The organism is Pseudomonas sp. NPDC087336 (genome assembly GCF_044744285.1).
Taxonomy (GTDB): Bacteria; Pseudomonadota; Gammaproteobacteria; order Pseudomonadales; family Pseudomonadaceae; genus Aquipseudomonas.
On the sequence record NZ_JBIUYA010000033.1, the window covers coordinates 39,349 to 58,621 of the forward strand.

14 protein-coding genes are annotated in these 19,273 nt (G+C 62.5%); 9 read left to right on the forward strand and 5 right to left on the reverse strand.

Annotated elements, in window-relative coordinates:
* Positions 1–48: 48 nt before the first annotated feature.
* The 3 genes from ribA to ACIO0C_RS25935 are packed head-to-tail and all read left to right on the forward strand — an operon-like array spanning position 49 to position 1,882.
* Complete coding sequence (gene ribA / locus ACIO0C_RS25925; protein ID WP_008059515.1) at positions 49–666, forward strand: GTP cyclohydrolase II; 618 nt, start codon at positions 49–51, stop codon at positions 664–666.
* Positions 663–1,082: an MFS transporter gene (locus ACIO0C_RS25930; RefSeq protein WP_401316403.1), complete on the forward strand. Its 420-nt coding sequence runs from the start codon at positions 663–665 to the stop codon at positions 1,080–1,082. The genes ribA and ACIO0C_RS25930 overlap by 4 nt, the downstream gene beginning before the upstream one ends.
* Positions 1,082–1,882 (forward strand): cobalamin-binding protein, encoded by an 801-nt coding sequence (locus ACIO0C_RS25935; protein ID WP_401316405.1) that lies wholly within the window; start codon positions 1,082–1,084, stop codon positions 1,880–1,882. The genes ACIO0C_RS25930 and ACIO0C_RS25935 overlap by 1 nt, the downstream gene beginning before the upstream one ends.
* 110 nt (positions 1,883–1,992) lie before the next feature.
* Here the strand turns inward: ACIO0C_RS25935 and ACIO0C_RS25940 are convergent, their stop codons facing one another.
* The 4 genes from ACIO0C_RS25940 to ACIO0C_RS25955 form a co-directional block, all read right to left on the reverse strand.
* On the reverse strand, positions 1,993–3,876 hold the full coding sequence (locus ACIO0C_RS25940; protein WP_401316408.1) for a TonB-dependent receptor domain-containing protein: 1,884 nt from the start codon (positions 3,874–3,876) through the stop codon (positions 1,993–1,995).
* A gap of 118 nt (positions 3,877–3,994) precedes the next feature.
* Positions 3,995–5,893 carry a 1-deoxy-D-xylulose-5-phosphate synthase gene (dxs, locus tag ACIO0C_RS25945; RefSeq protein WP_401316410.1) on the reverse strand — a complete coding sequence of 633 codons (1,899 nt, stop codon included), beginning with the start codon at positions 5,891–5,893 and terminating at the stop codon, positions 3,995–3,997.
* Positions 5,894–5,984: 91 nt separating this feature from the next.
* A complete protein-coding gene (gene ispA, locus ACIO0C_RS25950; RefSeq protein WP_401316412.1) occupies positions 5,985–6,872 on the reverse strand; it encodes a (2E,6E)-farnesyl diphosphate synthase in 888 nt (295 codons plus the stop codon).
* The gene (locus tag ACIO0C_RS25955; protein ID WP_401316415.1) at positions 6,869–7,111 is read right to left on the reverse strand and encodes an exodeoxyribonuclease VII small subunit; all 243 of its coding nucleotides are present in this window, start codon (positions 7,109–7,111) and stop codon (positions 6,869–6,871) included. The genes ispA and ACIO0C_RS25955 overlap by 4 nt, the downstream gene beginning before the upstream one ends.
* 353 nt (positions 7,112–7,464) lie before the next feature.
* On the opposite strand from ACIO0C_RS25955, the gene ACIO0C_RS25960 reads away from it, so the two are divergent.
* From ACIO0C_RS25960 to ACIO0C_RS25985, 6 genes are read left to right on the forward strand one after another with little or no spacing between them, the layout of a single operon-like run.
* The gene (locus ACIO0C_RS25960) at positions 7,465–8,253 is read left to right on the forward strand and encodes a YfaP family protein (protein ID WP_401316417.1); all 789 of its coding nucleotides are present in this window, start codon (positions 7,465–7,467) and stop codon (positions 8,251–8,253) included.
* A gap of 35 nt (positions 8,254–8,288) precedes the next feature.
* Positions 8,289–10,013 carry a DUF2138 domain-containing protein gene (locus tag ACIO0C_RS25965; RefSeq protein WP_401316420.1) on the forward strand — a complete coding sequence of 575 codons (1,725 nt, stop codon included), beginning with the start codon at positions 8,289–8,291 and terminating at the stop codon, positions 10,011–10,013.
* Positions 9,998–10,648 (forward strand): DUF1175 domain-containing protein, encoded by a 651-nt coding sequence (locus tag ACIO0C_RS25970; RefSeq protein WP_401316447.1) that lies wholly within the window; start codon positions 9,998–10,000, stop codon positions 10,646–10,648. The genes ACIO0C_RS25965 and ACIO0C_RS25970 overlap by 16 nt, the downstream gene beginning before the upstream one ends.
* Positions 10,645–15,201 carry an alpha-2-macroglobulin family protein gene (locus ACIO0C_RS25975; RefSeq protein ID WP_401316423.1) on the forward strand — a complete coding sequence of 1,519 codons (4,557 nt, stop codon included), beginning with the start codon at positions 10,645–10,647 and terminating at the stop codon, positions 15,199–15,201. Before ACIO0C_RS25970 ends, ACIO0C_RS25975 begins: the two co-directional genes overlap by 4 nt.
* 1 nt (position 15,202) lies before the next feature.
* Positions 15,203–16,834, forward strand: a complete 1,632-nt coding sequence (locus ACIO0C_RS25980; protein WP_401316425.1) for a DUF2300 domain-containing protein — start codon at positions 15,203–15,205, stop codon at positions 16,832–16,834.
* Between the two features lie 3 nt (positions 16,835–16,837).
* Entirely contained in the window at positions 16,838–17,650 is an 813-nt protein-coding gene (locus tag ACIO0C_RS25985) for a YfaP family protein (RefSeq protein ID WP_401316428.1), read from the forward strand.
* Between the two features lie 69 nt (positions 17,651–17,719).
* Here ACIO0C_RS25985 and ACIO0C_RS25990 read toward each other — a convergent pair whose 3' ends face one another.
* A complete protein-coding gene (locus ACIO0C_RS25990) occupies positions 17,720–19,192 on the reverse strand; it encodes a DUF1254 domain-containing protein (protein ID WP_401316450.1) in 1,473 nt (490 codons plus the stop codon).
* Between the last annotated feature and the right edge of the window lie 81 nt (positions 19,193–19,273).

Below are 19,273 nucleotides of genomic sequence, written 5' to 3' on the forward strand. Positions count from 1 at the left end.
ACAATGCCGGCCTGCGAATCTTCAGACTTTTAGATCAGGAGCACACCGGTGCCTGTCGTTTTTGTCGCCGCTTCCAAGCTGCCAACGCCTTTTGCGCAATTCATCATGCACGGCTTTCTCGATGAGGCCACCGGTCGCGAGCACGTCGTGCTGAGCCTGGGTGAGATCGCCGACGGTGCCCCGGTACTCGGTCGGTTGCACTCCGAATGTCTGACGGGCGATGCCTTGTTCAGCCAGCGTTGCGACTGCGGCTCGCAACTTGAGGCCGCGCTGCAGGCCATTGCCCGTGAAGGTCGGGGCGTATTGCTGTATTTGCGTCAGGAAGGCCGTGGCATTGGCCTGCTGAACAAGATCCGCGCCTATGAGCTTCAGGATGGCGGGGCCGACACCGTTGAAGCCAACGAGCGCCTGGGCTTTGCCGCCGACCAGCGTGATTACGCCATGTGCCTGCCGATGCTGGAGCACCTGGGGGTGAAATCCCTGCGCCTGATGACCAACAACCCACGCAAGGTCAAAGCCTTGACCGACATGGGTATCGCGGTCGCCGAGCGCGTGCCGCTGCACACTGGCCACAACCCGCACAACAAACTCTACCTGGCGACCAAGGCCAGCAAACTCGACCACATGATGGGCAACGAACATCAGGGCGAGGTAGACCGGGCGTGACCCGCGGTCAGGTACGGCGGCGACTGGCCGTCAACTGGTGGCAATACCTGGCGTTGGCCTTGTTGCCGCTGTTCGTGATCAACGCGGTGTTCGGCCAGAGTGAAGCGATCCTGCCGGTGCTGGCGATGCCGTTGTTCATCGCCGGTGTCGCCTCGATGTTTGTCAGCCTGAAGTTTTTTGGCGCCTACAAACATGCGTTGATCGCCACCCAGAAAGCCCTCGATACCCCTGAGGAGCCGGGCGCATGGATCTGTCTGGCGGCCAAGCGGCGCACGGCATTCCTCGCGGCCGGCCTGCCGGCCTGGATCGGTGCATTGGCGGTGTTCGTCGGTCTCGAAGCGGTGCCACTGATGCTGCTGGCGCTGTCGACCGCGGTGCTGTTCTACCTCTACCGTATTCCGCGTCAGCTCGGTTGATGCGTCTTGCCTGGCTGGCGCTGTTGCTGCTGGCCACCAGCGGCTCGATCGGGGCGGTGGAGCGGGTTGTCAGCCTTGCCCCGTCCCTCACTGAAATGGTCGTCGAACTGGGGTCGGCCGACCTGCTGGTCGGCGTGCTGGACGCTGGTGAGCGTCCCGCCGAACTCAAGGACTTGCCCACCGTGGGCCGCTACGGCCAGCTGGACATGGAGCGCTTGCTCAGCCTCCAGCCTGATTTGCTTCTGCTCTGGCCCGGCAGTGTCGGCCCGGCCCAGCGTGAGCAACTCAAGCGCTTGAATATCCCGACCTACGTCGCCGAACCCCATGATTTCCAACAACTCACCGCACAGATCGAAGCGATCGCCTTGCAGCTTGGTCGGCCTGAGCGTGGGGTTGCGTTGGCCGGCGGTTTGCGTCAGCGGTTGGCTGAGTTGCGCAAGCGCTATAGGCGCGATCAGCCGTTGCGGGTGTTCTATCAGGTCTGGGACCGGCCGCTCTATACCGTGGGCGGTGGGCAGATCATCAGCGCTGCGCTTGACGTCTGTGGGGCGCAAAACGTGTTTGCCGAACTGACTCTGCCGGCACCGCAGGTCAGTGTGGAGGCGGTGTTGCAGCGCAATCCCGAGGTGATTCTAGCTGGCGATCAGGCGCAGCTGGATGCATGGAAGGCGTGGCCGCAGGTGGCGGCGGTGCGGCAGGGGCAGTTGCGATTGGTCACGGACAAGGGCCTGGAACGGCCGAGCGGGCAGATGGTCGAGGCTACGGCCAAATTGTGCCGTGAGATTGCACCTGACCGCTGAGGCTGCGGCGCCTGCAATCGCGGGCAAGCCCGCTCCCACCGGTTCAATGTGATCCTTGTGGGAGCGGGCTTGCCCGCGATGAGGCCGGTTCAAACATGGTGAATTCCAGATCAGAGCTCAGGCGTCCAGGTCACCCCTAACACCCACGCCCGACCTTCCTCGCGATACCCGTACTGGCTGCCTTCATGGCTGTACAGCGCCCGGCTGTATCCCTTGTCCAGCAGGTTATCGACCTTCAGCTCCAGGCTGACCTCAGGGTTGAGCGCCCAACTGCTGCGTAGTCCCAGCAATCCATAGCCACCCAACGGCTGTTGATTGTTCAAGTCGTCATAGCTGCTGCTCACCGCTTGCCAGCTGGCGCCCAGGCCCAGGCGGTCGAACTGTCGATCCAGATCCCAGCTCAACGTACGTCGCGCACGACGGGCCAGGGTATGCCCGGTGTCGCGATCCCGCGGGTCGATAATCGCTACGCCGAGGTTGCTTTGCCAGCCGAACAGCTCCTGTTTCAGCGCCGCTTCAAAGCCGTTGATGCGTGCCGAGGCCACGTTCTCCGGCCGAGAATTGCTGCCGAAGATGATCGCGTCTTCAAGATCCGTGCGGTACAGCGAGGCCTCCAGGCGACTGCTCTCGGTCAATTGGCTGCGCCATTGCAGTTCATAGCTTTTCGAGGTCTCGGGTTTCAGGTCCGGGTTGCTGAAGTCAGGGTAGTACAGGTCGTTGAAGGTCGGTGCACGGAAACCTTCGCTGTAGGTCAGCAGCACATCGTTATCCGGGTTCAGCGGCAGGGTGAAGGTGCCGCTCCAGCTGTTCTTGCCGCCGAACTGCTGGTTCTGGTCGCGGCGCAGGCCCAGTTCGGTGGAGAAGCTGTCGGCCTGGTAACGATGCTGGATAAATGCCGCGCGGTTCCAGCGACTGTCTTCGTCGAACGGCGTGCTGCTGTTGACCCGGTCTTCGTACCAGTCTCCACCGAGGATCAGGCTGTTGCGCTCGTCGAGTGTCAGGTCATTCTGCCAGTTCACCGAGTCGCGGTAGGTGTTGAACACGCTGCGCTCATCGCTGAGCTTGTCGAACGTCTTCTCGCGGTTTTCGCTGTGGCCGAATTCGACGCGGGTTTTCCACAGGTCGTTGACCCGTGCGTCGATGTAGCTGCTGACACTGCTCACATCGAATTTGTTGTAGGGCTGCTGCTGGACTGACTCGAAGGTGTTCAGGTCGAACCGGCCGAACGGATTGTCGAATTCGCTTTTGCCTCGGTTATCCAGCAGGTTGGCGCCGATCTCGACGTCGTCGCTGAGGGCGTGACTCAGGCTAAGACTCAGGGATTTGTTGCGGTACGCGTCGTGATCGCCGTCACTGGGATACGACTCATGGGTGCGATCGATCCCGGCGGTTTCATCCAGGCTGGCGCCGAGGTTGAAGCTGGTCTGCTCATCGCCACCAGACAAGCCGAGGCTACGCTCCCAGGTCTGGTTGCTGCCAAACCCCATATGCAGCCTGGGTTGCAGGCCGGGTTCGCTGCCACGCCGAGTGAAGATCTGGATCACCCCGCCAATCGCATCGCTGCCGTAGATCACCGAGCGGGAGCCGCGCAGCACTTCCACGCGTTCGACCTGGTCGATGTTGATGTGTTGCAGGTTGCTGTCGCCGGAGGACGAGTTGCCGATCCGTTGGCCGTCCACCAGCACCAGGCTCTGGGCCGATTGCGTGCCGCGAATGTAAATCCCCGGCAGGCTGCCGCGCCCGCCGGTTTGTGCCACTTGCACCCCCGGCACACGACGCAGCAGATCAGTGACGCTGTTGGGTTGCAGTCGGTCGATGTCTTCGCGGGTGAACACCGTGTTGGCGGCGCTGCTGTCATTGCGCGCCTCGACCTGACGGTTGGCGCTGATCAACACGTCGGGCAGCTTCAGGGCCTGGTCGCGTTCGAAGGTGTCGGCCAGCAGCGGGCCGGCTGGCAGCAGGGTCAGCGTCAGGGCCAGGCGAGTGAAGTTCATGGTCAATTCTTGTGTATCAAGGACGGCGCGGTCCTTGTAGGAGCTGGCTTGCCAGCGAAGCTTTTGGCGCCCGTGAGGGCGCCTTCGCCGGCAAGCCGGCTCCTACAGGGGATGGTATTTAGATGGCAAGCAGTTGCAGGCGTTCGCGGATCGAAGCCTCGATCCCGGCTTCATCCAGGCCACACTCAGCCAGCATCTGCGCAGGCTTGGCGTGTTCGACGTAAATGTCCGGCAAGCCCAGGTGCAACATCGACTTGAGGATGTTCTCGCGAGCGAGGAATTCGCTGACCGCACCGCCGGCACCGCCCATGATGGCGTTTTCTTCGACGGTCACCAGCAGCTCGTGGCTGCCAGCGATTTCGCGAACCAGCGCTTCATCCAGCGGTTTGACGAAGCGCATGTCGACCACGGTCGCGTCCAGCGTCTCGGCGACTTTCAGCGCCTCGGCCAGTTGCACGCCGAACACCAGCAGGGCGACCTTGTTGCCTTGGCGGCGAACCACGCCCTTGCCGATTTCGATCGGCTCGAGGTCTTTCTCGATGGTCGCATTCGGGCCGTTGCCGCGCGGATAGCGCACTGCCGCCGGGCCTTCATACAGATGGCCGGTGGTGAGCATCTTGCGCAGTTCGTTTTCGTCGCTCGGGGTCATCACCAGTATGCCGGGGATGCAACGCAGGAACGAGAGGTCGAAGCTGCCCGCGTGGGTCGGACCGTCTTCGCCCACCAGGCCGGCGCGATCGATGGCAAACAGCACATCGAGGTTTTGCACCGCGACGTCATGCACCAACTGGTCGTAGCCGCGTTGCAGGAAGGTCGAATAAATTGCCACCACCGGCTTCGCGCCTTCGCAGGCCATGCCGGCCGCCAGGGTCACGGCGTGTTGCTCGGCAATCGCCACGTCGAAGTAGCGCAACGGGAAACGCTCGCTGAAGGCCACCAGGTCCGAGCCTTCCTTCATCGCCGGGGTAATCCCGACCAGGCGCGGGTCGGCAGCCGCCATGTCGCACAGCCATTCACCGAACACGCCGGAGTACTTCGGTCCGCTGGCCTTTTTCGGCGGGTTGGCCGGGGCGTCCAGGGGTTCGAGCTTGGTGATGGCGTGGTAACCGATCGGGTCGACTTCCGCCGGGGCGAAACCTTTGCCTTTCTTGGTGACGATGTGCAGGAACTGCGGGCCCTTGAGATCGCGCATGTTGCGCAGGGTGGCGATCAGGGTCGGCAGGTCGTGGCCATCGATCGGGCCGATATAGTTCCAGCCCAGCTCTTCGAACAGGGTGCCGGGTACCAGCATGCCTTTTGCGTATTCTTCGGTGCGACGGGCGATTTCCCAGGCGCCGGGCAGGCGCGACAGGACTTTCTTGCTGCCCTCGCGCATGCTCGCGTAGGTGCGGCTGGAAAGGATTTTCGCCAGGTAGTTCGACAGGCCGCCGACGTTGCGCGAGATCGACATGTCGTTGTCGTTGAGGATCACCAGCATGTTGGCGTCCACTTCCGGGGCATGGTTCAGCGCTTCGAACGCCATGCCGGCTGTCAGTGCGCCGTCGCCGATCACGGCAATCGCCTTGCGATCGCTGTTCTGCAGGCGGGCGGCAATGGCCATGCCCAGGGCTGCGCTGATCGACGTGCTGGAATGGCCGACGCCAAAGGTGTCGTACTCGCTCTCGGAACGGCGCGGGAAGGCGGCAATGCCGTCCTTCTGGCGCAGAGTACCCATGCGCTCGCGACGACCGGTGAGGATCTTGTGCGGATAAGCCTGATGACCCACGTCCCACACCAACCGGTCGTCCGGGGTGTCGAAGACGTAATGCAGCGCGATGGTCAGCTCGATGACGCCCAGACCTGCACCGAAATGCCCACCGGTCTGACCGACCGTGTAGAGCAATTCCAGGCGCAACTCATCGGCCAGGGTTTCCAGCTCGGCTTCGCCTAACCGGCGCAGGCCGTCCGGCGTATTCGCGCGGTCGAGCAGGGGCGTGGTCGGGCGCTTGCGGGGAATCTCATGAAACGTCGTGGGCATCAGGCGAATCGTTATAGGTATAAAAGATGCGGCAGTTTACCTGATGCATCGGCCCCTGCCCACGCGTTGGTCTTTTTTGGCGGATACGTCGTCAGCTGCGTCGCTCGACGATGTAGCGGGCCAGTTCGCGCAGTGGCTCGGCAGCCGCGTCAAACGGTCGCAGCGCATGCAGCGCCTGATCGCGTAGTTCCAGGGCGTAGGCCTTGGCAGCGTCGAGGCCGAGCAGTGCCGGGTAGGTTGGCTTGTCGCGGGCAATGTCGGCGCCCTGGCGTTTGCCAAGGGTTTCGGTATCGCTTTCGACGTCGAGAATGTCGTCCTGCACCTGGAAGGCCAGGCCGATGGCCTGTGCATAAGTCTGCAAGGACTTGAGTTCGTCCTTCTCGGCGCGGCCACTGGCCAGGGCGCCGAGCTTGACGCTGACTTCGATCAGCGCGCCGGTCTTGTGCCGGTGCATGTATTCGAGGGCTTTCTGGTCGAGCTTCAGGCCGACCGAGCCGAGATCGATAGCCTGGCCGCCAACCATGCCCGCCGGACCTGCAGCCAGTGCCAACGCACTGACCATTTGCAGGCGGATCTCTGCGTCGGCATCGCTCAGGCGTGGGTCGAGCAGGGCGCTGAACGCCAGGCTCTGCAAACCATCGCCAGCCAGGATCGCGCAGGCTTCATCGAATTTCTTGTGCGTCGTCGGCTGGCCGCGACGCAGATCGTCGTCGTCCATGGCCGGCAAATCGTCGTGCACCAGCGAATAGGCGTGGATCAATTCCACCGCGCAGGCCGCGCCATTGGCTTGCTCGGCCTTGCCGCCCAGCGCTTCGCAGGCGGCGTAGGCCAGCAGCGGGCGCACGCGTTTGCCGCCGTTCATCACGCTGTAGCGCATGGCCTCGTACAAACGCGCCAGCTCAGGGCCAGGCGCGACAAACAGGGTTTCCATGGCGGCGTTGACGCGGGCCTGGCTGGTCGCCGAATACGCTGCAATCATTCTGGTTGATCCGCGTCGAAGGGTTCCTCGGCCAACTCGCCATCATGCTCGAGCAGCACCTGAACCTTTTGCTCGGCCTGGGCCAGCGCCGCCTGGCAATCGCGGGTCAGGCCGATGCCTTGCTCGAAAGCGGCCAGCGAGTCTTCCAGCGATAATTCGCCATTCTCCAGACGCTCTACCAGCGTTTGCAGGTCAGCGAGGGACTGTTCGAAATCCAGTGCAGCTTTTTTGCGGGCCATGGCGGCGATTTCCGGTTGACGTTAAACCGGCGCGACACTAGCAGATAGGGGGTTTATGGGCAAATGAGCGGGGTGTTTCAGCCATCGTTTCCTGAGTGGAACCAGTCCTGTGGCGACTCGACTCTACAATTATTCGGCTCATTTTGTGAGCCGAATAGGAACGCTAATCGGCTCACCGTGACTCTCCCCGCAATTCCTGACGCATTCAATTGTTAAAAAACACCCGCACGTCTAACCTTCGCGTCATCGACGACCCGCTATTCATGGGTCTTTCAGACGAAACGCAGTATCCACCTCTGTAACGCGCCGAGGATCAGGCGCAAGGTTTCGTCATGCATGGCAGGAGGCGTCACATGCGCTCATTTCTTTTGCTGCTGATCGGGTGGGTTTGTGCGTCTGCCCTGGCCGCGCCGAGTGCCGAGTTGTCGGACCCGGTGGGCGGCTGGCGCTTCAACGGTTTGCTGGATCGAACGGAAAATCCGCAAGTCGCCTATCCTACGCCGCCCATCGACCGCGGTGTTCAGCGCAATCGCACGATGATCCAGGGCCAGCTTAAGGCCATCGGCACGCAACGTGGACCCCACACGTTGGCAGTCAACGGCAACCCACTGAACCTGTACACCGACGACCAGGGTCGTTTCGCCCGGCCCTATGCGTTCGGTGCCGGTTCCAACAGCGTCGAAGTGCGCAGTGCCGAGGGCCAGTCGCTCAAGCGCGTGCAGTTCTATGAAGCCAACAACCTGCGCACCCCGGCGCGGATTCGCGTGGTGTTGGGCTGGGACGATCCGAAAGCCGAACTCGATCTGCACATCGTTACCCCCGACGGCCAGCACGCGTTCTGGGCCCGGCCGGCGATGAGCAATGGCGGTGGCCTGGACCCGGACGGCGTCGACGGCCCTGGCCCGGAAATGTTCACCATGACCGCGCCGCTGCATGGCACCTATCTGGTTTACGTCAACTATTGGGGCAACTTCGGTAGCGGCGGCTATAACTTCGATGAGACCAGCAACCAGAACGAGGTCATCACCTCGCAGATCAACCTGGTGTTGAACGAAAACACCGTCGACGAAAAACGCGAAACCTTCATCGTGCCCCTGCGCGCAATCGGTGACCTGCTGCTGGTCAAGACTTTCAACTATTAAGCATCCCGCTCCACGGATGAACTGGGTTTTGTGAAATGAGCGATAGCACTATTTTACCGGCGGCATCCCCGGGCGCCGAAACACCGAGCCCCCAGTCGCCCCGCCGTTGGCCGGCCGTTGTGGCAGGGCTGTGTCTGGTCGTGGGTGTGGCTGCTGGCATGGGCTGGCTGATGCAGAAAGGCAAAACCCCGGCACCGCAACTGGCGGCGGAAAAACTCGGCATGAGCCGTCCCGATGGTTTGCTCGAGACCCACTCCCTTAGCCAGTTGCCCAAGGACCTGCTGGCGGTGCCGTTCCTCAAGGAAACCCTGACCGAAGATTTCGTCTTCTATTACGAAACCCACGCCGATCGCCTCGGGCTGATCGGCAGCCTGCGGCGGATCATTTACGAGCACGACCTGAAGTTGCAGGACACGCTGATCGAGCAACTGTTCGATCAGCCGGCGGATGTTGCGTTGTGGCGCGGGGCGGATGGCCGGCTCAAGGATTTCCTGCTGGTGATGGACCGCGGTGGCCTGGCCAAGGTGCTGGAGCCGCTGGCCAAAGTGGCGCTGGATGATGCGCAGTTGAGCAAACTCGCAGTCGTGAAAGTCGGCAACGACGACGTGGCGCTTTATCAGCTCAGCTACAACGCCAGCAAGGCGCTGCTGTTTGCTTCCCATGGTGACAAACTGGTGGTGCTGTCCAATCCGACCAAACTCTACGACCCGCAAAGTGGGGCAACGCAGGAATCGGGCGGTGTCTCGACCCAAGCCATCGCCGCGCTGCTCAACGGTGACAAACTGTTCCCCGAAGCCTTTGGCCTGCAACCTCGCACGCCTGAGGTGAAGCAGCGGCTATCGGTCAATGCCAGCGTGCTGGCCATGGGGTATCAGCGCTTCATTCCGAATTTCGCCGGGTTGCGCTTCGACATGGATGACAAGGGTTGGCACAGCTTCCTGGCCATGGATGAACTGGACGACCAGCCGGACTTCGATTTCAAACCGATCTGGCAAGCCATGCCCATGGGCGCCAGCGCTTGCGTGGCCCTGCCGCTGGCCGCCGAACAACAGAAGCCTCTGCTGCTCAAGCTCGGTGCTGACGAGGCCGCGGCCCAGGCGTTGACCGAGCACATGGCTGGCGCGGCGGGCCTGTGCTGGTACGCCGATTCGCGGCTGTACACGCCACTGATGGTGGCGAGCCTCAAGGATGAAGACAGCGCCAGCCTCGATGGCGAACTGGGCAAGCTGTTTGGTTCGATGGTCGGCGCTTATGAAAGCAAGGTCGATGAGCACGCGTTTGCGGTGGTCGAGAAACAGCAAGGTCAGAACCGCCAATGGCAGCGTCAGGTCAGTTCCAGTTTCGGTCCGTATGCGGCCAAGGATGCCGAGAACCCCGAGGCGATCACCGGCAAGGCATTCATGAACGTCAGCCTGGCGCGCCACGGTTCGACGCTGCTGTTTTCCCTCGATGACAAACTGCTGGACAAGGCCCTGGGCACCCTCGACAAACGCTTCCCGCCGATGGCTGACGTGGTGCCCAAAGACCTGCTGATGCCGGTGTACTTCGGACCGGACGCCATGGCGCAACTGATGCAGCGCGAAACCCTCGACAGCCTGCCGCAAGACATGGAACCGGTGTTCTACAACGCGGCGCAAACCTACCTGATCCCCAAGCTGCGCAAGCTCGGCGGATACGGCAAGTACGCCCTGACCCTGCCCGAGGGCAGCGAGCCCGATGGCCACTGGCAATGGCTGCCGCTGCAATGGAAAGCCCTGTGAACGTACTGATCCGCAGCCTCGGCGTGCTCGCTTTGCTATTGAGCGCGGGCGCCTGGGCGATCGAGACACCGGCACTCGATCCGCAGCAATCCCAGGTGTTCCGCGCCTGGTTCGTGCGCATCGCCCAGGAGCAACTGAGCCGGGGCCCAAGCCCACGCTGGTATCAGCAGGACTGCGCGGGGCTGGTGCGTTTTGCCGCCAACGAAGCGCTCAAAGTCCATGACGACAAATGGCTGCGCAGCAATGGCCTGTCCAACCGCTACCTACCACCGGAGCTGCAATTGAGTGCGGCCCAGCGCGGCCTGGCCCAGCAATGGCAGCAGGGTGGCGGCAAGGTCGGCCCCTACGTCAACGCGATCAAGCTGATCCAGTTCAACAGCCGGCTGGTTGGCCGCGATGTCGCACAGGCGCGCCCCGGCGACCTGATGTTTTTCGACCAGGGCGACGACCAGCACCTGATGATCTGGATGGGCCGCTACATCGCCTATCACACCGGCACCACCAGCCCCACTGACAACGGCATGCGTTCGGCAAGCCTGCAACAACTCATGACATGGAAGGACACCCGATGGATACCCGATGCAGCCAACCCAAACTTCATCGGCGTCTATCGACTGAATTTTCTCTCCCAATGATGGGTGCCCGCATGCTGCGTTTTCTGCCTCTGCTGTTGGCTTTGCTGCTGCCTTTTTCGACGGTCAACGCCGACGATACCGTGGAGCCAAGTGGCTACACGCCGGTGGCCGGTGAAAGTTTTTTCCTGCTGGCCGACAGTAGTTTCGCCAGTGACGAACAGGCGATGGTCCGCCTTGAAGCGCCGGGTCGCGACTATCGTCGCCTGCGCATGGAACCCTACGGCGGCGCCGACATCCGGGTGTATCGCATCGACAAGCCGCTGGACTTCCTCAAGCGGCAGAAGAACCTGCACCGGGTAGTCAGTGACGGCCAGTTCAAGGGCGAAGGCCTGTCGAATACGCTCGCCTACCTGTGGGACAACTGGTACCGAAAATCCCGTCGCGTCATGCAGCGGGCGTTTTCCTACGAGTCGCGTAAACAAGTTACCGAGGAAGTACCGGAACTGAAGATGGGTAGCGCCATGGCTGCGCCAACCCCCTACGACGCGCACCCACAATTCGCCCTGATTCCGGGCCTGCCGGTGGTCAGCCAGTTTCGTTATCCGCTGTGGCAAGCCAAACCGATCCAGCCGCCCGAAGGCGTGAACCTCGCCGGGTCTTCCAGCGAGTTCGTCAGTGTTGCGCCGGGCAACGTCTACATCCCGTTGGGCAACTTGAAACCGGGGCTGTACCTGGTGGAAGCGCTGATCGGCAAGTACCGCGCCACCACCATGGTCTTCGTCTCCAACACCGTGGCGGTGAGCAAGATTACCGGGGATGAGTTGCTGGTGTGGGCCGCGCGCAAACACGAGGGCAGCTCTGTGCCCAAGGTCAACGTGCTGTGGACCGATGGCCTGGGTGTGATGAGCAGCGGCGCGACCGATGCCGATGGTTTGCTGCGTCTGAAACACGTCAGCCCCGAGCGTTCGTTCGTGATTGGCGAGGACGAAGAGGGCGGCGTTTTCGTCTCGGAAAACTTCTACTACGACAGCGAAATCTACGACACCAAACTCTTTGCCTTTACCGACCGGCCACTGTACCGGCCAGGGGATTGGGTGTCGCTGAAGATCGTCGGGCGCGAGTTCAAGAATGCCCGTGATTCAGTGCAGCCCGTCGCGGCCGACGTTAACGTGACCGTGCTGGATGCGACCGGTACGGCGCTGCAAACCCTCGATTTGAAGCTCGACTCCAAGGCCGGCACCCAAGGCCGTTTCCAGTTGCCCGACAATGCGGTGGCCGGGGGTTACGAGTTGCGTTTCAACTACAAGGACCAGGCCTACAGCAGTGCCTTTCGCGTGGCCGAATACATCAAGCCACACTTCGAGATTTCCCTGAACCTGGCCAAGCAGGATTACCGCACTGGCGAGCCGGTCAAGGGCAACCTGGTGCTGCTCTATCCGGACGGCAAGCCGGTGGCCAATGCCAGGCTGACCTTGAGCCTGCGCGCCCAGCAACTGTCGATGGTCGACAACGAACTGCAATACCTCGGGCAATTCCCGGTGGAGCTGACCAGCACCGAACTGACCACCGATGCCAAGGGCAATGCCGTTCTCGATTTACCGGCCGCCGAGAAACCGAGTCGCTACATGCTCACCGTGTTCGCCAGCGATGGCGCGGCGTTTCGGGTCAAGACCACCAAGGAAATCCTCATCGACCGCGGTGCGGCGAATTTTCGCTTGAGTGCGCCGCAGCGCTTCAGTGCGGTGGGCGACAAGGTTGCGTTCAGCTACGTCAATGAAAGCGAGCAGGCTGAGGCGGTCACGCCCAGCAGCTATGGCTGGGTTCGCCTGGAAGACCAGAGCACTGGCGAAAGCAGACTCGCGGCAACCGACAAGGGCTTCACCCTGGCCTTCGAGCGCCCGGGGACCTACAACCTGACGCTCAAGGATGACCATGGCCGAACGCTCGGCGCCACGGGGCATTCCGTCACCGGCGAGGGCGTCAAGGCGGTACCTGGAACCGTGGAAATCGTCCTCGACAAACCCGAGTACAAAGCCGGCGATGAAGCGCTGGCGTTGATCACCTTCCCTGAGCCGATCAGCGATGCGCTGCTGTCGCTGGAGCGCGACAAGGTCGAGGCGACGGCGCTGTTGTCCAAGGGCGGCGACTGGTTGAAGCTGGAAAAACTCAGCGACACCCAATACCGCGCACGCATTGCGGTGCAGGACAGCTTCGCGCCGAACCTGACGTTCTCGGTGCTGTACACCAAGGGTGGTCAGTACAGTTTCCAGAACGCCGGCATCAAGGTGATCACACCGCAGATCGACGTCGCCATCGCCACTGACAAAGAGACCTACCGGCCCGGCGACACCGTGTCGGTCGACCTGACCACGCAGTTCGCCGGCAAGCCGATCCCGGCGCATCTGACGGTCAGTGTGGTCGACGAAATGGTCTATGCCCTGCAACCGGAAATCGCGCCGACCATCGACCAGTTCTTCTACCATCCGCGCCGCAACAACGTGCGCACCAGCGCCAGTCTTTCGTTCATCAGCTACGACGTCGCGTTGCCCGGCAGCCCCGGTGCGCCGGGCAAGGCCAACCGCAGCGAGCGCGGTGTGAAAGTGCTGGAGCGTCCCCGTCGGGAAGACGTCGACACCGCCGCCTGGCAACCGGAGCTTGTGACCGACGCCAATGGCAAGACCCGTTTCACCTTCAAGATGCCGGACTCGCTGACCCGCTGGCGCATCACCGCCCGGGCCATTGCCGACGACGGCCAGGTCGGGCAGAAGAAGCAATTCCTGCGCTCGGAGAAACCGCTGTACCTGAAGTGGAGCGGGCCAACCCGATTCCGCGTCGGCGATAAACCGGATCTCGGTGTGTTTGCTTTCAGCCAGGCGCAAAACCAGGTCAAGGCTGAGCTGGTGATTCATTACGCAGGCAGCGAACAGCGGGTTCCCGTCACGCTCGACAGCGGCATCAACTACATACCGCTACCCGTATTCGGGTTAGTCAATGGCGAGTGGAGTGCCGAGCTTGTGCAGGACGGCAAAACCGTCGATGCCTTGGCCGTGCACCTGGGAGCAACCGGTGAAGGCTGGCAAGTCACGCAAAGCCAACGCCTGGACGTGACCAGCGCAGACACGCCGTTGAGCCTGCCGGCGGATGCATCGGAGATTCGCTTGCGTCTGGATGACAGCCCGCAAGCGTTGTTCCGTTCTGCCCTCGATGATCTGCTGGGCTACCCGTACGGCGGCGTCGAGCAAACCGCCAGTCAATTGCTGCCGTTGAGCATTGCCTATCCAGCCTTGTCGTCGAACCCACAGGTTCGCGATCGCCTGCGTCTGATCATGCAGAACAGCCGCCTGCGCCTGGTGCAAATGGCGGGCCCTTCGGCGAGCTTCACCTGGTGGGGCATGGACGGCGAGCCGGACGCGTTTCTCACCGCCTACGCGTACTACGCCGACTGGCACGCCAGCCGGGTGCTGCAACTGAGCTTGCCACCGGAGCACTGGCAACGGGTACTGGAGGTGTACGCGAAACAAGCGAAAAACACGCCGCTGTTGCAACGGGCGCTGATTCTGTCATTCGCCAAACAGATGCAGTTGCCGGTCGACACCCTGCTCAGCGGATTGATGGAAGACCTGATGCGCGCCGGTGAGGGCAGTACCGCAAACGTCATGGACGTGGCTGGCGATAGCCTGGTCATGGGTGATCCGGACTCGGCACTGGGCTTGGCCGCTGCGCGGGCGTTGAGCGCCTCGCTGGCCAGGCAATCGAAGGTCGCTCTGCCGGACGCATTCAAGCGCCAATTGGCCGATGCGCAGCAGCGACTGACGACCAGCTCCGAACCCTTTGCCGAGGCGCTGAATGCATCGCTGCAGCCGTTCGATCTAGCGCATGCGCAAGCGTTGTTGCTGCGTTTATTGCCACAACAATCCACGCTGGAACGTGCGTTGGCACTGACCTGGTTGCAACGCAGTATCGAACAGGCTGCGCCAGCTGCAGCCCTGAAACCGGGTGACGGCTGGAAGCAGGAGCAGGGCGCGACGGGTGAAGTCTATTGGACATGGCAAGGCGCGCAGGTACCCGGGGTGTTGTCGCTGAGCGGTGCGCAGGAGCATCCACTGAGTGCCTCGTTGAGCTTCCAGAGCAAACAGCCAGCGGTCGATCCGCTGCCGGTGACCATCACCCGTCGCCTGTCGCGACTGGTGCCAGGCGATGAAGCCTTCACCTTCAAGCTGCAGCCGGTCGGCAATGCCCCATTGTCCAGCGACAACCTGTATCTCGACGAAGTGATCCTGACCAGCAAAGCCGCCAGGCCCTTGCGTTATGGCCTGCTCGAAGTGCCGCTGCCACCGGGCGCGGATGTCGAACGCACCACCTGGGGCATCAAGCTCATGGGCAAGGCCGGGACCGAGCCGACAGCGTTGGAGAAGGCCCGTTTCGAGCCGGGACAAATGGCCTACGCGGTGCCGGTGGATGCCTTGAGCGGCGAACTGCGTCTGCGTCATCTGGTGCGTTTCTCGCAGAAAGGCCAGTTCAGCCTGCCGCCGGCGCGCTTCACCCAGGTGTACGCGCCACAGCATCAGGCCCAGGAGCAGAAGCCGGCGCTCGGTTCGGTGACGGTTCACTGATATGCGTCGGCCTTGGGTCTGGTTGCTGCTGAGTCTGATTCCTGCGCTGGCCACCGCGCAGGAAGAACCGTTGCGGCTGGCCTTCAAGGATCAATTGCTGACGTTGAGCCGCACGCAACTGATATCCCGCGAACCGTTATCCGACAGTTTGCAGGCACCCTTGGGCAGTGTCTGGAAGCTGTTCGTGTACGGCTGGCTGGTGGATACCGGTGCGCGCGAGCCGGCGTATAGCTGTCGCGGGCAATCGAGAGAGGAAGTCTATTGCTGCGCTGCTGGTGGCAAGATCGAGCGGGATCAGGCGTTGGTGAAATCCTGCGGGCTGTATTTCGAGCCAGCGCGCCTGGCGCTCGACCCAGGCGCCTGGCGCGAATATTGGCAGGCACGACAGGCGCCAGAGTGGCTGCTGGATTTGTCATCTTTGCAGCCTGCCACCCGGGTTCCGGTGGTGGAATTGCTGCGCATGTTGGCGCGGATGCCGGCGCAGGACCAGGCGCGTCGCGTGTTGCTGGATGTGCTGTTGAACGCGGCGGATGGCAACGTCGTGGGCGAACTCGGCAGCCGCTTGCGGGTAAAGACCTGGAGCTGGCTGGGGGACCGGGATGCCGCGTCGCGTCAGGGTGGGTTCGCCGGTTGGACGGTGGATGGCACGCCGATCTGGGCGGGAGGGCGCGGAACCAGCCAGCGGGTCCTGCGCGATTACGCCCAGGCGTTGTCGGCGGTGCTGCCGACGTCCTGGCCGGTGGAGGCGGGGAAGTGTGTCGAGGTCGATCTGTTCTCTCGCTATCCACTGCAGCGGGTCGTGTCAGGTGACCCTGTCATGTCGTCCCGCCAGTTGCTGGGCGACTACCGTGTCGAGTTCGCCAATGGCAACCAACTGGATATCCATAGCGACGGCGAACTGTTTCTGCTCAACGACAGCCCTTCACCCAAGCTGGTCGCCCGCCTGGACCGTGAAGAGTATGTCGCCCGTGTGCTGCAGCGTGAAGCCAGTGCCGAACCCGCGGAAGCCGCCAAGGCCCTCGCCGTGGCCATCCGCACCTACCTGCTGCAAAACGCCACGCGCCGCGGTGATTGCATGAGCATCGACGACAGCAGTCAACGCCAACGCGTCGCCCCACGCCCGGCCACGACGCAAGCACGCAGCATCGCCGCCTGGACCAGCGACCTGGTACTCGCCGGCAGCACCGTGACCTACCACTCCAACCAGCCAGGCCTCGACAGGTTGTCCTGGCAACAAGCCGTGGAACAAGCCAGCGCCGGCCAGCGCTTCGACGCCATCCTGCTCCACGCCTACCCACGGGCCAGCCTTAGCCGCTGGGACAATCCTGTTGCCTCCTGTGAAGCGCTGCCCGCCGCGCAAGACTGGCTGCAAAAACAGCGCCGCGGCTGGCGACCCCGTCTTGAAAGCGAAGCCGGCTACAACGAAGTCAGTACCTTCGCCGTATGCCGCCTGGCATTCGGCCGCCCCTTTGTCGACCGCGAACGCCAGCGCATCTACGCGCGCGGCGTGCTCTCGCTGCAGGACCGCCTCGACCTGACCCACGAATACCTGCACCTGGCCTTCGAAGCACACCCCAACGGCCAGGATGAAACCTACATCGAAGGGCTCGCCCGCCACCTTTTGCTGGAATAGACCATGACCCATCGTTATCCACAGGTCTTGCTGTTGCTCTGCGCGCTCGCCGTGCTATCGCCGGCAACCGCCGCCGACAGTGTCAAACTCGACACCCCTTCTGGCGGCTGGCGAACCGGCGCCGCCGAAGGTGAGGGCGAGAATTTTCGTCAGGTCGTCAACTACCCGGCATCGTCGGTAAACACCCCGGCTGGGCAGGCAAACACCGCGCGCATCGCCGGTCAGATCAAAACAGCGCCGAAGAACGGTGAACCCGGCCGGCTGATCGTCAACGGCGTCAGCATGCCCCTGAAAATCGATCCAGAGGGCGGCTTCGATCGGCCATTCTCATTCCCCAACGGCAGCAACAGCGTCGAAGTCCGCAGCCCTGACGGACAGCAGCGCCACCGGACCCAATTCCTCAATACCAGCGTCGGCGCCACACCCGCCAAATTGCGCGTGCTGCTGGCCTGGGACAGCGACGGCACCGACCTCGACCTGCACCTGATCACCCCGGACGGCGCCCACATCTGGTACGGCGACCGCGCCGTGGCAAACGGCGCCGCCCTTGATGTCGACGTCACCACCGGCTACGGCCCGGAAATCTTCGCCATGCCGGCGCCGATCAAGGGGCAGTACCTGGTGTATGTGAACTACTTCGGCGGTGGCTATCGCAGCGATGAAGAGGGGCAGGAGGACGCGGTGCAACCGCTGACGACGGCGCAGGTGACCGTGATTACCGAGGAGGGGACGCCTAGCGAGAAAATGGAGACGTTCCTGGTGCCGATGCGGGCGGTGGGGGAGTTGACGTTGGTGAAAGCGTTTAGTTATCCGTAAATCGGACTCACCCCACGGCCAGTCGCGCGAACGGCTGCTTGCCAGACGCAAACAGCCGCAAGATTCACGCTACTTCGCGACCACCAGCGCCGGTGGCTGCCAGCTGCCGTTACCGGCGGGAAGAATCGAGGGCGGTGCGGTCTTCGGCCAGTAGAGACGCATCACCAGGTACACCGTGTCGTCAGGCGCGGGCAGCCAGTTGGCCTCCTTGGCCTTGCCCGGCGAATCCTTCTGTATGTAAAGGGTCAGTGAGCCATCCGCGTTCTTCGTCATGCCTGACAGCATCGGCGAATTGATCAGGTAGCGGTTGAGCGGATTCTTGATCAGCAGTTGGCTCTTGCCGTCGTACATCGTCACCGACCAGAAGGCATTGACGGGCGGCAGCTTGCCGCCCGCGAAGGTGAGCGTGTAATTGTGCTTGCTGGTATCGAGCGTCTGGCCGCTGCCGTCGGTACGCGTATAGGGGTACATCGCCTCGGCGGCGTCGTTGCCGTACAGGCCGCCCTTCGCGGCACCGGCCCGCATGAGCCAGTTGGACTGGTAGAACGCCTGATCACCGAAGAACGCACCGACGTTCCAGCCATTGATATTCTTCATTCCGCTCGAGAGAAACCTCTCGACCTTTTCGTCGCCGGCCTTCATCCCGAGCAGGACCGCGGCCTTGTGCTCGAGCGAGAGGTCCTTGAATTCAAAGTTCCGGCCGGGACCTACCCCGATGCTGGCCAGCCTGGCCCGGATCGCCTTGTCGTCAGCCGATGCTGGCACATACTGCATCGCGGCCGACAGGTACTCGAAGAAGTTGGCCTTGATACCTGCCGTGGTGGCCGGCACGAAATCGATCTTCGGCGCAGCGGGCGGCGCGGGTTGATGAAGGAAGGCGGACAGCGCCTGGATCTTGTAGCCCGCCTGCACCTTCTCGACGTTTGGCATGTCGGCCGGATTGAACAACTGGGTGCGGATCAAGGTCAGCGCGAAGGGGGTCGAGGAGGTAAACACCTTGTCGATGCCTGGCGGTGTCGCACCCTTCCAGTCAGGGCCTGCAACCAGATAGCTGCCAGGTGCACTGGCAGTTGCCCGACTGCCGATGTAGCCATAGTTGTAGGTGTTGCCGTCGATCAGTTGAATCGAGTAGTAGCGCTTTTTGGAGACTGCCGGCACCGTGATCACCAGCGGCTCCGCGCGCAGGTCGGCCCAGAGTATCGAGTACGGGGTGTCGCTGTTGGGCGTAATGACGGCGGTATCGGCGGGCGTCGCGACCCGATGCTCGTTGTACAGTTGATTGAAGGGGGCCTTGAACTGGCTGGACCTGGAGTCCACCGCGAACTCATTCATCACGGCATAGTTCATGACCAGCGGCAAGCCGTAGATAAAACCTTCCTCGGCAATCGCCTTGGTCTGCTCAAGACTCGGCGCGGCCACGCCCTTGGCCACATCCGCCTTGCCTGCCTGCGCAACCGGATCGTTCTTGCCCGCGCACCCCGCGAAAAGCGTTGAACCCGCCACGACAACTGCCGCAGCCAGGGGCCAGCCCCTGTGTGACATCCTGTTCATTTTCACCTCGTTAGTCTTGAGCAACTGCACGTAATGGGCAGTCGCAAAAAAACCGGGAATCAGGTCCGTGGA